14 protein-coding genes are annotated in these 13,449 nt (G+C 73.3%); 9 read left to right on the forward strand and 5 right to left on the reverse strand.

Features of this window, described 5'->3' with window-relative positions; genetic code table 11:
* From crtI to C2L58_RS22520, 3 genes are read left to right on the forward strand one after another with little or no spacing between them, the layout of a single operon-like run.
* Complete coding sequence (gene crtI / locus C2L58_RS22510) at positions 1 to 1,473, forward strand: phytoene desaturase family protein (protein ID WP_103339594.1); 1,473 nt, start codon at positions 1 to 3, stop codon at positions 1,471 to 1,473.
* Complete coding sequence (locus C2L58_RS22515) at positions 1,470 to 2,396, forward strand: phytoene/squalene synthase family protein (protein WP_103339595.1); 927 nt, start codon at positions 1,470 to 1,472, stop codon at positions 2,394 to 2,396. Before crtI ends, C2L58_RS22515 begins: the two co-directional genes overlap by 4 nt.
* Positions 2,393 to 3,172 carry an LLM class F420-dependent oxidoreductase gene (locus C2L58_RS22520; protein WP_103339596.1) on the forward strand — a complete coding sequence of 260 codons (780 nt, stop codon included), beginning with the start codon at positions 2,393 to 2,395 and terminating at the stop codon, positions 3,170 to 3,172. Before C2L58_RS22515 ends, C2L58_RS22520 begins: the two co-directional genes overlap by 4 nt.
* Before the next feature lie 5 nt (positions 3,173 to 3,177).
* Here the strand turns inward: C2L58_RS22520 and C2L58_RS22525 are convergent, their stop codons facing one another.
* The 3 genes from C2L58_RS22525 to C2L58_RS49285 all read right to left on the reverse strand — a co-directional run bounded on the left by C2L58_RS22525 (position 3,178) and on the right by C2L58_RS49285 (position 5,176).
* A complete protein-coding gene (locus tag C2L58_RS22525; protein WP_103339597.1) occupies positions 3,178 to 3,699 on the reverse strand; it encodes a CGNR zinc finger domain-containing protein in 522 nt (173 codons plus the stop codon).
* Positions 3,700 to 3,939: 240 nt separating this feature from the next.
* Complete coding sequence (locus C2L58_RS50540) at positions 3,940 to 4,356, reverse strand: hypothetical protein (RefSeq protein WP_233225860.1); 417 nt, start codon at positions 4,354 to 4,356, stop codon at positions 3,940 to 3,942.
* A 451-nt stretch (positions 4,357 to 4,807) separates the two neighbouring features.
* On the reverse strand, positions 4,808 to 5,176 hold the full coding sequence (locus C2L58_RS49285; protein ID WP_158264148.1) for an Rv2175c family DNA-binding protein: 369 nt from the start codon (positions 5,174 to 5,176) through the stop codon (positions 4,808 to 4,810).
* 103 nt (positions 5,177 to 5,279) lie between these two features.
* Here C2L58_RS49285 and pknB point away from each other — a divergent pair, with 103 nt between their 5' ends.
* The 5 genes from pknB (at position 5,280) to C2L58_RS22555 (ending at position 11,435) form a co-directional block, all read left to right on the forward strand.
* Complete coding sequence (pknB, locus tag C2L58_RS22535; RefSeq protein ID WP_103339599.1) at positions 5,280 to 7,313, forward strand: Stk1 family PASTA domain-containing Ser/Thr kinase; 2,034 nt, start codon at positions 5,280 to 5,282, stop codon at positions 7,311 to 7,313.
* Positions 7,310 to 7,519, forward strand: a complete 210-nt coding sequence (locus tag C2L58_RS22540; RefSeq protein WP_003100783.1) for a hypothetical protein — start codon at positions 7,310 to 7,312, stop codon at positions 7,517 to 7,519. Before pknB ends, C2L58_RS22540 begins: the two co-directional genes overlap by 4 nt.
* A gap of 57 nt (positions 7,520 to 7,576) precedes the next feature.
* Positions 7,577 to 9,082 carry an SPFH domain-containing protein gene (locus tag C2L58_RS22545; RefSeq protein ID WP_103339600.1) on the forward strand — a complete coding sequence of 502 codons (1,506 nt, stop codon included), beginning with the start codon at positions 7,577 to 7,579 and terminating at the stop codon, positions 9,080 to 9,082.
* 152 nt (positions 9,083 to 9,234) lie between these two features.
* On the forward strand, positions 9,235 to 9,936 hold the full coding sequence (locus C2L58_RS22550; RefSeq protein ID WP_103339601.1) for a hypothetical protein: 702 nt from the start codon (positions 9,235 to 9,237) through the stop codon (positions 9,934 to 9,936).
* A 185-nt stretch (positions 9,937 to 10,121) separates the two neighbouring features.
* Entirely contained in the window at positions 10,122 to 11,435 is a 1,314-nt protein-coding gene (locus C2L58_RS22555) for a wax ester/triacylglycerol synthase family O-acyltransferase (protein WP_103339602.1), read from the forward strand.
* Positions 11,436 to 11,444: 9 nt separating this feature from the next.
* Here the strand turns inward: C2L58_RS22555 and C2L58_RS22560 are convergent, their stop codons facing one another.
* Positions 11,445 to 12,281 carry a helix-turn-helix transcriptional regulator gene (locus C2L58_RS22560; RefSeq protein WP_103339603.1) on the reverse strand — a complete coding sequence of 279 codons (837 nt, stop codon included), beginning with the start codon at positions 12,279 to 12,281 and terminating at the stop codon, positions 11,445 to 11,447.
* 86 nt (positions 12,282 to 12,367) lie between these two features.
* Here C2L58_RS22560 and C2L58_RS22565 point away from each other — a divergent pair, with 86 nt between their 5' ends.
* A complete protein-coding gene (locus C2L58_RS22565; RefSeq protein ID WP_103339604.1) occupies positions 12,368 to 13,150 on the forward strand; it encodes an SDR family NAD(P)-dependent oxidoreductase in 783 nt (260 codons plus the stop codon).
* 7 nt (positions 13,151 to 13,157) lie between these two features.
* Here C2L58_RS22565 and C2L58_RS22570 read toward each other — a convergent pair.
* The coding region (locus tag C2L58_RS22570) for a 3-deoxy-7-phosphoheptulonate synthase (RefSeq protein WP_146073645.1) at positions 13,158 to 13,449 on the reverse strand (292 nt) is incomplete at its 5' end.

The raw sequence follows: 13,449 nt of genomic DNA on the forward strand, positions 1-13,449 counted from the left end.
GTGCGGACGATCGACGGTCCGGCCGGCCACGTCGTCGTCATCGGGGCCGGGTTGGCCGGGCTCTCGGCGGCCCTGCACCTGCTCGGCGCGGGACGGCGCGTCACCCTGCTGGAACAGGCGGACGTCCCGGGCGGGCGGGCCGGGCAGCGGAGCTTCGACGGCAACGCCGTGGACACCGGCGCGAGCGTGCTCACCATGCCGGAGCTCCTCGAAGAGGCGTTCGCCGCGGTCGGCGAGCCCCTGGCCAAGAACCTGCGCCTGACCCGGCTCGACCCGGCGTACCGGGCGCGGTTCGCCGACGGCAGCTCCCTGGACCTGCGCACGGACGGCGACGCGATGGAGGCCGAAATCCGCGCCTTCGCCGGCGCCCGCGAGGCGGCGGGCTACCGGGCGCTGCGGCGCTGGCTGACCGAGCTGTACGCCGTGCAGAAGGACCACTTCCTGGCGGCGAACTTCGACTCGCCGCTCGCCCTGGCCCGCCCCGAGCTGGCGAAGCTCGGCGCGCTGGGCGGCTTCGGCAGGCTCGGCCCCCGCGTCGCCCGCTACCTGCGGGACGAGCGGGTCCGGCGGCTGTTCACCTTCCAGGCGCTCTACGCGGGCCTCGATCCGGCCCGCGCGATCGGCGCGTACGGCGTCATCTCCTACATGGACACCGTCGGCGGCGTCTACTACCCCGAAGGCGGGATGGGCGAGATCGGCCGCGCGATGACCGGGGCGGCCACCCGGGCGGGCGCGGACGTGCGGTTCGGCACCGAAGCCGCGTGGCTCGAACGGGTGAATTCGCGGGTGCGCGCGGTCCGGACGCGCTCGGGCGAGCGGATCGCCTGCGACGCCGTGGTGCTGGCCACCGAGCTGGGCACGGCCTACCGGCTCCTCGGCGCGCGGCCCCGCCGCCCGCTGCCGCTGCGCTACTCGCCGTCGGCCGTGGTGCTGCACGGGCGCACGAGCGAAAAGTGGGACCTCGGCCACCACACGATCTTCTTCGGCGGCGCCTGGGAGCGGACGTTCGCCGAGATCATCCGCGAGGGCAGGCTGATGAGCGACCCGTCGCTGCTGGTCACGCGGCCGACGGCGACCGACCCGGGACTGGCCGGGCGCGGCGGCGAGATCGTCTCGGTGCTCGCGCCCGCGCCGAACCTGCGCCGCGGCCCGATCGACTGGGACCGCGTCCGCGGGCCGTACCGCGAAGAGCTGCTTCGCACGCTGGAGGCCCGCGGGCTGACCGGTTTCGGCGGCGAGTTCACCATCGACGAGACGATCACCCCGGCGGACTGGGCGGCGCGCGGCCTCATGGCCGGGACGCCGTTCTCGCTGGCGCACACGTTCGGCCAGACGGGGCCGTTCCGGCCGGCGAACCTGGTCCGCGCGGCCGGGAACGTCGTGCTGGCCGGCTGCGGCACCACCCCCGGCGTCGGCATCCCGCCGGTGCTCATCTCCGGACGACTGGCGGCGGAAAGGATCACCGGCCGGTGAACGAACTCGACGCGGCGGGCATCACCGAACCGGCCCTGCGCGCCGCCTACACCGAGTGCCGCCGCATCAACGCCCACTACGGCCGCACGTTCTTCCTCGCGACGCGGCTGCTGCCGGCCCGGGCCCGGCCCGCCGCGCACACGCTCTACGGGTTCGCGCGGATGGCCGACGAACTGGTCGACAACCCGGCGCCGGGGACCGACCCGGCGGCTTCCCTCGACCGGGTCGGCGACCTGGTCGACGTCGTCTTCGCGGGCGGGACCCCGGCCGACCCGGTGCTCGTCGCGTTGTCCGACACCGTGCGGCGCTACGAACTCTCCCGAGAGTTGTTCGACGCGTTCCTGAAGTCGATGCGGATGGACCTTTCACCGGTCGAGTACGCGACCTTCGCCGAGCTGGGCGACTACATGTACGGCTCGGCCGCGGTGATCGGGCTGCAGATGCTGCCGGTGTTCGGCACGGTGGGCGCCTTGGCGGACGCCGAGCCGGGCGCGATCGCGCTGGGCGAGGCGTTCCAGCTGACGAACTTCCTGCGCGACGTCGGCGAGGACCTCGACCGGGGACGGCTCTACCTGCCGCTGGCCGAGCTGGCCGCGTTCGGCGTTTCGCGTGAACTGCTCGAGGCGCGACGACCCGATCCGCGGATCCGGGCGGCGATGGCGTACTTCGTCGCGCGGACCCGGGCGGTGTACCGGCGGGCCGAAGCGGGCGTGGCGTTGCTGCGTCCCGAATCGCGGCCGTGCGTGCGGACGGCGTTGACGCTGTACCAGGGCATCCTCGACGAGATCGTCGCGCTGGACTACGACATCCTGACGCGGCGCGCGGTGGTGCCGAAGCGGCGCAGGCTGGTGGTGGCGCTGCCCCGGCTGGCCACGGTCTGGGCGCGCGAAACGGCCGGGCGCGGTCGTAGGCTGCGATCATGACCGAACGACGCATCCGGATCGGCTTGCAGCTCCAGCCGCAGCACGCCGACTACGACAGCATCCGGCGCACCGCGTCGGCCGCCGAAGAGCTCGGCGCCGACATCGTTTTCAACTGGGACCACTTCTACCCGCTCTACGGTGACCCCGAAGGCAAGCACTTCGAGTGCTGGACGATGCTCGGCGCGTGGGCGGAGTCGACGTCCCGGGTGGAGATCGGCGCGCTCGTCACCTGCAACAGCTACCGCAACCCGGAGCTGCTCGCCGACATGGCCCGCACGGTCGACCACATCTCCGGCGGCCGGCTCATCCTCGGCATCGGCTCCGGCTGGTTCGAGAAGGACTACGACGAGTACGGCTACGAGTTCGGCACCGCCGGTGGCCGGCTCGACGACCTCGCGGAGTCCCTGCCCCGGATCGAAAGCAGGCTCGGCAAGCTGAACCCGGCGCCGACCCGCAAGATCCCGGTGCTGATCGGCGGCGGCGGCGAAAAGAAGACCCTCAAGCTGGTGGCCAAGCACGGCGACATCTGGCACGGCTTCGGCGACCCGGAGGTCGTCAGCCGCAAGGTCGAGATCCTGGACCGGCACTGCGCGGACGTCGGCCGCGACCCGGCCGAGATCGAGCGTTCCTGCGGCGTGCAGGGCGAGCCGGACGAGCTGGGCCCGAAGCTCCTGGAGCTGGGTGTCACGACGTTCACCGTCGGCGTGGGCGGCCCGGACTACGACCTGGGTGCCCTCGAGAAGTGGATCGCCTGGCGCGACAAGACCCAGGGCTGAGTTTTTCACGATCGCGCCCGGTGCGCGGCGACGCGTTCGCGTGTCGCGCACCGGGGCGAGCAGTACCGCCGCGGGCTGCCGCCGCCCGTGTGCGCGAACGGCTTCCCGCACATCGGTGACGCGCACAGCCCTCCCGGGACGTCCTGGCGCGCCGCCAGCAGCGCCGCCAGCCCCAGCGCGGACGACGTCACCAGCCACGCGCCCCACGGCCCGTCGTCGGCCGCGTCCGCGTGCAGGTGCCAGCCGTAACCCTCTTCGTGGTCGGTCAAGCGCGGCGGGCCCGCGTACGCCGCGAACAACGCGTTCAGCACCGAAGCCGCCGAAGCGACATCGCGCGCCGCGAAGACTTCGCGCAGCTCCAGCGCCGCCGCCCGCAGGTCCGCGACGTCTTCCGGCGACAGCGCCGGCTCCGGTTCGCCGTGTTCGCGCAGGACCCGGGCGACCGCGGCCGGGTCGGGGGCCGGGGCCAGCAACACGATCAGCAGGTCCACCGCGCGCTGCACGGAATCCCGGTGCGGAAAGGCCATGCCCCATTGTAACGTCTTGTCAGTGATAAGACGTTACCTCGTCGGCGCCACGCTCGCCCGGACCGGTGACGAGCTCTCCGGGCCCGCGCTGCTCCTGCTCGGGATGACCGCGGGCCCGCACGCCGGTGCGGCGCTGCTCGCCGGGCTGACCGCGGCCGCCGCCGTGGGCGGACCGGTGTTCGGCACCCTGCTGGACCGCAGCGCGACCCCGGGACGGCTGCTCGCCGGCGCACTCGGTGGCTACGCGGGCGGGATCGCGCTGGTCGCCGCCGTGTTCGGCCGCCTGCCGCTGGAAGCCGTCGTCGCGGTGGCGGTCGTGACCGGCCTGCTCAACCCGGCCATCGCCGGCGGCTGGACCGCGCAGCTGCCCGCGGTCGCCGGGCCCGCCCTGCCGAAGGCCGGCCGCCTCGACGCCATGACGTTCACCGCCGCCGCGCTCGCCGGGCCCGGGCTGGCCGGGCTCCTCGGCGGGCCGGCCGGGCTCGTGGCCGCGGTCGGCCTGGTCACCGCGGCGGTCCCGGTGGCGTGGTCCCTGCCGAAGCGGTCACCCGGGAAGACCCGCCTCAAGGACGGCTTCAGGGTTCTGGTCCGCAACGCACCGCTGCGGCAGGCGACCGCCGCCTCGACGTTTTCCTGCGCCGGGATCGGCATGGTCACCGTGTGTTACCCGCTGCTGGGCGCGGCGCACCTGCGCGGCCCGGCTGACGGCGCGCTGCTGCTGACCGTCCTGGCCGTGGCGTCCCTGCTGGCCAACGCGATCCTCGCGAAGAAGCCGCTGCCGTGGGCACCCGACCGGATCGTCCGGCTGAGCACGCTCCTGCTGGCGGTGAGCTGCCTCGTCGCCGCGAGCGGGCACGGCGTCATCGTCGCGGCCGTGCTGGCCGGATTCGCCGAAGGTCCGCAGCTCACGGCGTTGTTCGCGATCCGCCACCGCGAAGCGCCGGAGCACGTCCGCGCGCAGGTGTTCACGACCGCGGCGAGCGTGAAGATCACCGGGCTGGCCGCGGGAGCGGCGCTGGCCGGCCCCCTCGCGGCGTGGTCGCTCCCGGGGTGCCTGCTGACCGCGGCGGCCGTTCAGCTGCTCGCGGCGGCAACCCTTTTCACCAGGTCAGAACGCCATCGCCTGGGCGCGCCGCTTGACCTCGGTGCCGTGGCTGGTCCGCAGCGCGTTGATGGGCGTGCTCCCGGGCAGCGTGTCGTCCTCGGTGAACAGCCACCGCAGCATCTCGGTCCGGGAGAACCCGGAGTCGGCGAGCACGGTGATCGTCCCGGTCAGGCCCTTGACGACGCCGTCCTTGACGAAGAAGTCGCCGGGCACGCACAGTTCGCCGCGGCGCCGGACCGCGATCAGCTGCCCGTCGCGCAGCATCTGCCGGACCTTGTTGGTCGAGGTCCCGAGGACGGTCGCCACCTCCGTCAGCGGAAGGACCGCGATGGCGGTGTCGAGGATGTCTTCGGCGACAGGAATCCCACTCACAGGTGACACTGTGCCACATTCCGTCCCCTCACCCGCTAGTGCGCATGGGTGACCCGCGAGGTCTCCTCCACGAGGCGTGCGCGGTTCCGTACGATCCATACTCGTGACACGCACCCAACCCAGCCTGGTCGGCACGCTTTTGGAGCGGCGCTACCGGGTGGACCGGCTGCTCGCCCACGGCGGAATGTCTTCCGTCTATCGGGGGACGGACACCCGGCTGGACCGTCCGGTCGCGATCAAGATCATGGACCCGCGCTTCGCGGACGACCGGTCGTTCGTCGACCGGTTCGTGCGGGAGGCGCAGTCCGCGGCGCAGCTGCACCACCCGCACGTCGTGGCGGTGCACGACCAGGGCTTCGACCTGCCCCAGGGTGCGGAGTCGGGCCTGGCGTTCCTGGTGATGGAGCTGGTCGACGGCGGGACGCTGCGCGACCTGCTGGCCGACCACGGCCCGCTGGACGTCGCGCTGGCGCTGAGCGTCGCCGAGCCCGTGCTGTCGGCGCTGGCCGCCGCGCACCGGGCCGGCCTGGTGCACCGGGACGTGAAGCCGGAGAACGTGCTGATCGGCCGGGTCGGGCAGCACACCGGCGGGGCGGTGAAGGTCGCGGACTTCGGCCTGGTGCGGGCCGTGGCGAGCGCGGGCACGACCAGTTCGAGCGTCATCCTGGGCACGGTCGCCTACCTCTCCCCCGAGCAGGTCGCCACCGGCGCGGCGTCCTCGCGCGGTGACGTCTACTCGGCCGGGATCCTGCTGTACGAAATGCTGACCGGCCGGGTGCCCTACACCGGCGACACCGCCATCTCGGTGGCCTACCGGCACGTGAACGACGACGTGCCGCGGCCGAGCGAGCTGCGCCCGGACCTGCCGCCGGCGCTCGACGACCTGGTCGTGCGCGCGACGCGGCGGGACCCGCAGCTGCGCCCGGCCGACGCCGGGGAGTTCCTCACCGAGCTGACCGCGGTGCGCGCCCAGCTGGGGCTGCTGCCGGTGACCGTGCCGATCCCGGTGTCCCACGGCCAGGGCGACCTCGCCGACACCGAGCGCACGCTGCCGCGGATCCCGCAGGTGCCGGACACCGAGAAGACGATGCCGGTGCACCGGCCGAACGCGACCCGGGCGCTGAGCCACGCCGCTCCCCCGGCGATCGCGCCCTCGCTCACCCCGCCGCTCACCCCGCCACCGCCGCGGCGGCGCAGCCGGCCCGAGCCGGAGAAGCCGCAGGACAACCGCAAGCGGATCCTGGTGATCGTGGCCGCGGTGCTGCTGCTCGGCGGGCTGATCGGGGCGTTCGCCTTCATCCTCACCGACACCGGCGGCGAAAAGACCGCGCAGGTGCCGAAGCTGGTCGGGCTGAACCAGGCCGCGGCCGGTGACGCGCTGCGGGCGGTGAAGCTGAACCCGCGGTTCAGCCAGGAGTACGACAACACGGCGCCGTCGAACACCGTGCTGCGCGCCGACCCGGCCGAGGGCACGACGCTGTCGCCGAACGCGACGGTCTCGGTGGTGCTGTCGAAGGGCCGCCCGCAGGTGCCGGACATCCGGCCGGGCACCGCGCTGCCCGACGCCCAGCAGGCGATCAAGGCGGCCCAGCTGACCCCGGTCCGCGGGACCGACGACTTCGACGCCGAAGTCCCGCAGGGCGCGGTCATCCGCACCACGCCGGCGGCGGGCAGCCAGCTGACCATCGGCGGCCAGGTCACGATCACCGTGTCGAAGGGCCCGATCCCGCTGCCGCCGGTCCCGGACGTCGTGGGCCGGTCCAAGGACGAGGCGTTCGGCCTGCTGCAGCAGGCCGGGTTCGAGCCGTTCCAGGCGGGCGAGGAGTTCAAGCAGGACGTCCCGGCCGGCGCCGTCACCCGGACCGACCCGCCGGCGAACGCCACGGCCAAGGCCAAGCGGATCGGCGTGTTCGTCAACAACGCCGTCCAGGTGCCGGACGTCCGGTTCCGCTCGTTCGAGGACGCCCAGAAGATCTTGGAGCAGGCCGGCCTGAAGGCCGACCGCGACGGCGGCCGCGGCCGCGGTCCCGGCGGCGGTGGCGGCGGCGGGTTCGACTTCGTCTTCCAGCAGGACCCCGCGCCGGGCACGTTCGTGGCGAAGAACTCCAAGGTCAAGCTGAAGGGCTTCGGGGGATGATCGGCAGCCGGGGCCGCGTGACGGGCACGATCGGCCCCGGCCTCATCGGTGAGGTGCTCCTGAACGTCCGGGGCGGCACGGAGGCGTTCTACGCGTATCCGGCCGACCCGGAGGAGACGTTCACGTCGGGAACGCAGGTGCTGGTGGTCGACTTCGAACCCCCGCGCACGGTTTACGTCGAACGCTGGCAACCCCTGAGCCGCTGACGGCGTGGAAGAGGCACCACCACACCACAACAGAACAGAGCAAGGGGGGTCGGTGCCATGAGTCTCCTGGAAATCCTGCTGGTTTCCGCCGGTGGCGTCATCGCCGTGCTGATCGTCGTCTTCGGGATCCTGCGGCTGCTGTACAAAGTGGCCGAACCGAACGAAGCGCTGATCATCTCCGGGCTGGGCGTCCGCGTCGACCGCGCGGACACCGCGGACAGCCTGGGCTTCAAGATCATCACCGGCCGCGGGGTGAACGTCATCCCCGGGTTCCAGACCGCGCGGCGGCTGTCGCTGGACACCCGCGGCGTCAACCTGCAGGTCTCCTGCGTGACCAAGCAGGGGCTGCCGGTCACCGTGCGGGCCGTCGTCATCTACAAGGTCGGAGACGACTTCGCCTCGATCGCCAACGCCGCCCGCCGGTTCCTGGACCAGCAAAAAGGCATGAACGACACGATCCACGAGCTCTTCTCCGGGCACCTGCGCTCGATCGTGGGCGGGCTGACCATCGAGGAGATGATCCACAACCGGGACGCGCTCACCGGCGAGGTGCGCCAGTCCTCGGCCACCGAGATGATCAAGCTGGGGCTGATCGTCGACTCGCTGCAGATCCAGGAGATCGACGACGAGTCCGGCTACATCAACAACCTCGGCAAGCCGCACGCCGCCGCGATCGCCGCGTCGGCCCGGATCGCCGAGGCGCAGCGCGACCAGGAGGCCGCCGAGGTCGAGCAGGTCTCGGCCGCGAAGAAGGCCGCCGCGGTCCGCGCAAGCCAGATCCAGCAGGCCGGCTACCAGGCCGAGGTCGACCAGGCGCGGGCGAAGGCGTCGCAGTCGGGCCCGCTCGCCGAGGCGACCGCGCGCCAGGAGGTCGTCGTCCAGGAGACCCGCGCCGCCGAGCTGGAGGCGGCGCTGGCCGAGCAGCGGCTGCAGTCGCAGGTCCGCAAGCCGGCCGACGCGAAGGCCTACGACACCCGGACCACGGCCGACGCCGCCCGTGACGCTTCGATCGCCAAGGCCCAGGCCGAGGCGAGGGAGACCGAGCTGCGGGCCGCGGCGGACGCGACCCGCGTGAAGACGGCCGCCGAGGCCGAGGCCCAGGCCACCAAGGCCCGGGCCGAGGCGATGGCGGGCGCGACCCGGGCGACGGGTGAGGCCGAGGCCGCCGCGGCCAAGGCCCGCGGCCTGGCGGAGGCGGAAGCCGCGAAGGCGCGCGGCCTCGCCGAAGCCGAGTCGGCCCGGGCGAAGGGGCTCGCCGAAGCGGACGCGATCAAGGCGCGGGCGGCGGCGCTGGCCGAGAACCAGGAAGCCGTCGTCGCGCAGCAGCTGGCCGAGCGCTGGCCGGAGATCGTCGAGGCGGGCGCGAGCGCGTTCGGCAACATCGACCACATGGTCGTGCTCAACGGCGCCGACGGCATGTCCGACATGTTCGCCAAGGCGCTGTCGCTCGGCGGGACCGGCGTCGGCCTGGCCCGGCAGCTGATGGACGCCATGGGCAAGCCGGCCGAGAAGGAGCTCGACGAGTCCGCCCGGCGCAACGGCGAACTGAAGCTCAGCGACTGATGCTCAGCTACTGATCTGTCACGCTCGGTGTACGGCCTCTGTGTCCCGGATCACGGGCCGCGGGGGCCGTACCCCCGTTCGGGGGCGGAAATTCCCGCTCGGTTGTCCTACCGTGGGCGCATGGTGCCGGACCGTGCGTCGCGGGCCGTCCGATGAGCTTCTTCACCGGCGGTCCCCGTGAGCGTCCCCTGTTCCCCGTTCCGGAGCAGGAGCTTTACGCGTTCAACGGACGGCACTGGACCGACGCCCCGCGCGAGCACATCGTCCCGGCCGTGCTGCCGTGGGCGCAGCCGCTGGGCCGCTCCGAGCGCACGGTGGTCGCGCTGCGGGCCATCGAGGTGTGGCCGCAGGCGGTGACACTGCGCGTCACGGTGTACTCCCGGGACAGCCTGGTCGAGGAACCCACCGAGGGATTGATCGACCACCGGCGCAAGACCGACTACAACGGGCTGCTGATCGGCGTGCTCTACGCCGACGGCAGCCGGGCGAGCTCCGAGACGGTCTCGGTGCCGTCCGCGTCCGAACCGGATGCCCCGGTGCTGCGGGCCCAGCCGGTCGGCGGCACCCGGTTCGCCGTCGAGCACGAGGTGTTCCTGTGGCCGCTGCCCTCGGCCGGCCCGCTGAAGCTGGTCGTGCAGTGGACGGACCGGGAGATCCCGGAAACCCGCACGACGCTCGACGGCGGTGCGATCCGCTCGGCGGCGAAGGACGCCGCGGAAATCTGGCCGGGGCTGGGCCGGCGGCAGGTGAACGGCCTGCCGGTGCGCCGCGTCGGCAAGCAGGTCGCGCTCACCCCCGATTGGGGCACACCGGTGGCCCAGGCGGAAAAACCCGAGCATGCTCCGGGGGAATGAGTTCGTTCCTGATCTGTGAGCCGGGGCACCACGGCCCGGGGTGTCTCGAATGGCGGAACGGGGTCGCTCGTTAGCGTGGTGGAAACACTTCGACCACCCGGCTGTCACGTCGGGCTGGTGCAGTGGGTTCCTTCCCTTCCGACGCACGTGGCCGTGCGCCCCCCGCGAACCCGGAAAGGTCGCCCATGGCAGGCTCGCCGCTCAGCGCACTCGATGTCGCTTTCCTTTGCCTGGAAAGCGAAACCTCTCCGATGCACATGGGTGCGGTGGTCACCTTCACCGCCCGCGGCCCGGTGGACCCGGCCGCGTTGACGGCGTTGCTCGCGCGACGGGCCGCCCGGCTGCCGAAGCTGCGTCAGCGGGCGCGCACGGAACTGTTCCCGCCGGGCTCGGCCAGCTGGGCCGACGACCCGGGTTTCGTTGCCGCCGACCACATTCACCAGGTCGCGTTGAGCTCGCTGTACGAGCCGGACCCCCTCTCCGCCTATGCGTCGCGCTGGATCGCCGAGCCGCTCGACACGTCCCGGCCGCTGTGGGACCTGACCCTGGTCACCGGGCTGCCGGACGGGAAGTTCGCCCTGCTGCTGAAACTCCACCACGCGCTGACCGACGGCGCCGGCGCGTACGCGGTCGCGGCCGGGCTGCTCGACGGCGTCAAGCTGCCGGAAACCGGCGCCGCGCCCCGCCCCATCCCGGCGCCGCGCTCCACTTTGGACACGGTGAAGGACGCGCTGGGCACGGCGTGGGGCCAGGCGAACGAGGCGGCCGGGATCGCGTCGTCGCTGGTGCGCGCCGCTCGCCCGCCGCTCTCGCCGGTGTCGGCCCCGCCGTCGGCCGAGCGGCGCCTCGGGTTCGTCCGGCTGCCGCTGGCCGAGCTGCGCCGGGTGCGCCGCGCTCACGGCGGGACGACCAACGATGTCGTGCTGGCGGTGCTCGCGGGGGCCCTGCGCGAGTGGCTGGTGAACCGCGGGCAGCGTGCCGACGGCCGCACGCTGCGCGCGCTGATCCCGGTGAGCGTGCGCGGCCGTGCGGGTGATCAGGTCGGCGGCAACAAGCTTTCGGGGTACCTGTGCGACCTGCCGGTCGGCGAGGACGACCCGGTCGAGCGGCTGCGGGTGGTCCGCCGGGTGATGACCCGCAACAAGGCGGCGGGCCCGAGCCGCGGCGCCGGCGCGCTGCCGCTGCTGGCCGGCCGCGTCCCGCCGCTGCTGCACCGCCTGGGCACCCGCACGGCGGGCCGGGCCGCGCCGATGCTGTTCGACCTGGTGATCACCACGGTCCCGGTCCCCCCGGCCCGGCTGTCCCTCGACGGCGCCCGGATGGCGGAGGTCTACCCGTTCGTGCCACTGGCCCCGGGCCACGCGGTCGGCATCGCGGTCGCGACGTACCGGGATTCGGTCCACATCGGACTGCAGGCCAACGGCGCGGCGGTGCCGGACGTCGGTTCGCTGCGGGACGCGGTCCTGAAGTCCGCGGCCCGGCTGCTCGACGCCTCCTGACGGTGCTCGTCAGGGTGTGACGCCCGCCGAGCCGACCACCTCCAGGAACGCCAGCGCCTCGGCGCCGCGAGAGCCGGGCGGCGCCGTGTAAAGCACGAGGTGCTGGTCACGCTCAGGCTGGGCGAGAGAGTCGCAGTCGACCGTCACGTCCCCCACCGCCGGGTGCCGGAAGGTCTTGGTGAGCACCGGCGTCGCCTGCACGTCGTGCCGGTCCCACAGCCGGGCGAAGTCGGCGCTGCCCGCGCGGAGTTCGTCGACGAGCTCGCGCACCGCCGGGTCGGCCGGGTAGCGGGCCAGCGTGGCGCGCAGCTCCGTGACGACGGTGAGCCGGAATTCGGCGGCGTCGGAAATCCCGTACGGCGGCTCGGCCGGCCCCAGGAACGCCTTGCGGGCGAGGTTGCGCTCCTCGGGAGAGGCCTCGGCGAAGTCCTCCATGAGCGCGGCCGCGAGCTCGTTCCAGGCCAGCACCTCGAACGTGGCGGAGATGACGATGGCGGCCGTCTGCGGCAGCCGCCGCAGCAGCGCCAGGATGCTGGGACGCACGTCACGGCGGTGCCGGCCGCTCCGGATGGGCGCGGTGCCCGCCACGACGTGCAGGTGCTCGGCCTCCGCGTCGGTGAGCCGCAGCGCAGCGGCGATCCCGGCCAGGACCTCGCCCGACGGGCGCGGGGCCCGGCCCTGCTCGAGGCGGACGTAGTACTCGGTCGAGATGTGCGCGAGCACCGCCACCTCCTCGCGGCGCAGGCCCGGCGTTCTCCGGCGCGGCCCGGCGGGCAGGCCGACGTCCTGCGGCCGCAGGCGCTCACGACGGCTGCGGAGGAACGCCCCGAGCTCCTGCTTGTCCATGTCTCCAGTATGCGGACGCCTCCGGGCCCGATCCTGGTACGGATGATGCCTGTCTGCCGGCCGCGGACCGGGGCAGCGTCGGGGGCATGACGAACACCGGCGAATTTCCCCCGATCGGCCTGCTCACCGGGAAGGTCGTGCTCATCACCGGCGCCAGCCGCGGCATCGGCGCGGCCGCGGCCCGTCTCTTCGCCCGCGAAGGCGCCGCCGTCGTGCTGGCCTCGCGCGGCACCGACGCCCTCGACCGCATCGCCGGCGAGATCCGCGACGCGGGCGGCACCGCCGACGCCGTCGCGCTGGACCTGGCCGATTCCGCGAGCATCCGGGCCGCGGTCGACCACGTCGAGCAGCGGCACGGCCGCCTGGACGGCGCGTTCAACAACGGCGCGGCCATCCAGCAGCCCGGCCCGCTGGAGACCACCGCCGAAGAAGAGATCGACCAGCAGTTCGCGGTGAACTTCCGCGCGCACTGGACCGCCATGACCGCCGAGGCCGCGCTCATGCGCCGCAGCGGCGGCGGGGCGATCGTCAACACCTCCAGCATCGGCAGCCGCCGCGCCAACCCGGCCCTGCCCGCCTACGGCGCCATGAAGCGGGCGCTCAACAGCATCACCGAGACCGCGGCCGTGACCTGGGCCCCGCACGGCATCCGGGTCAACGGGATCACCCCCGGCGGCACCGCCACGGACATGATCGACGCGTGGGAAGCCGCGACCCCCGGGGTCGTCGAGCGGATCAACGCCTCGATCCCGCTCGGCCGCATGGCCGAACCCCGCGAGGTCGCCGAGGCGGCCGCCTGGCTGCTCAGCGACCGCGCGTCCATGGTGACCGGCGCGATCGTGCCGGTCGACGGCGGCGCCGGGGCGTGAGCGGGCCTCAGCCGCGGAGCATCTCCGCAACCAGGAACGCCAGCTCCAGCGACTGCTGGGTGTTCAGCCGCGGGTCGCAGGCCGTCTCGTAGCGGCCCGACAGGTCGACGTCCGAGATCTCCTGGGCGCCGCCCAGGCACTCGGTGACGTCCTCGCCGGTCAGCTCGACGTGGATGCCGCCGGGGTAGGTGCCCAGCTTGTTGTGCACCTCGAAGAAGCCCTGGACCTCGTCGACGATCCGGTCGAAGTGGCGGGTCTTGTAGCCGGTGGAGGACTCGTGGGTGTTGCCGTGCATCGGG

It is taken from the genome of Amycolatopsis sp. CA-126428 (genome assembly GCF_002904335.1).
In the GTDB taxonomy this organism is placed as follows: Bacteria; Actinomycetota; Actinomycetes; order Mycobacteriales; family Pseudonocardiaceae; genus Amycolatopsis.

Excerpts from the sequence above, each read along its gene's own strand:
- C2L58_RS22520 (WP_103339596.1), top strand. The coding sequence starts at position 2,393 with ATGACCGAACGACGCATCCGGATCGGCTTGCAGCTCCAGCCGCAGCAC.
- C2L58_RS22525 (WP_103339597.1), bottom strand. The coding sequence starts at position 3,699 with ATGGCCTTTCCGCACCGGGATTCCGTGCAGCGCGCGGTGGACCTGCTG.
- C2L58_RS22540 (WP_003100783.1), top strand. The coding sequence starts at position 7,310 with ATGATCGGCAGCCGGGGCCGCGTGACGGGCACGATCGGCCCCGGCCTC.
- C2L58_RS22545 (WP_103339600.1), top strand. The coding sequence starts at position 7,577 with ATGAGTCTCCTGGAAATCCTGCTGGTTTCCGCCGGTGGCGTCATCGCC.
- C2L58_RS22550 (WP_103339601.1), top strand. The coding sequence starts at position 9,235 with ATGAGCTTCTTCACCGGCGGTCCCCGTGAGCGTCCCCTGTTCCCCGTT.
- C2L58_RS22555 (WP_103339602.1), top strand. The coding sequence starts at position 10,122 with ATGGCAGGCTCGCCGCTCAGCGCACTCGATGTCGCTTTCCTTTGCCTG.
- C2L58_RS22560 (WP_103339603.1), bottom strand. The coding sequence starts at position 12,281 with ATGGACAAGCAGGAGCTCGGGGCGTTCCTCCGCAGCCGTCGTGAGCGC.
- C2L58_RS22565 (WP_103339604.1), top strand. The coding sequence starts at position 12,368 with ATGACGAACACCGGCGAATTTCCCCCGATCGGCCTGCTCACCGGGAAG.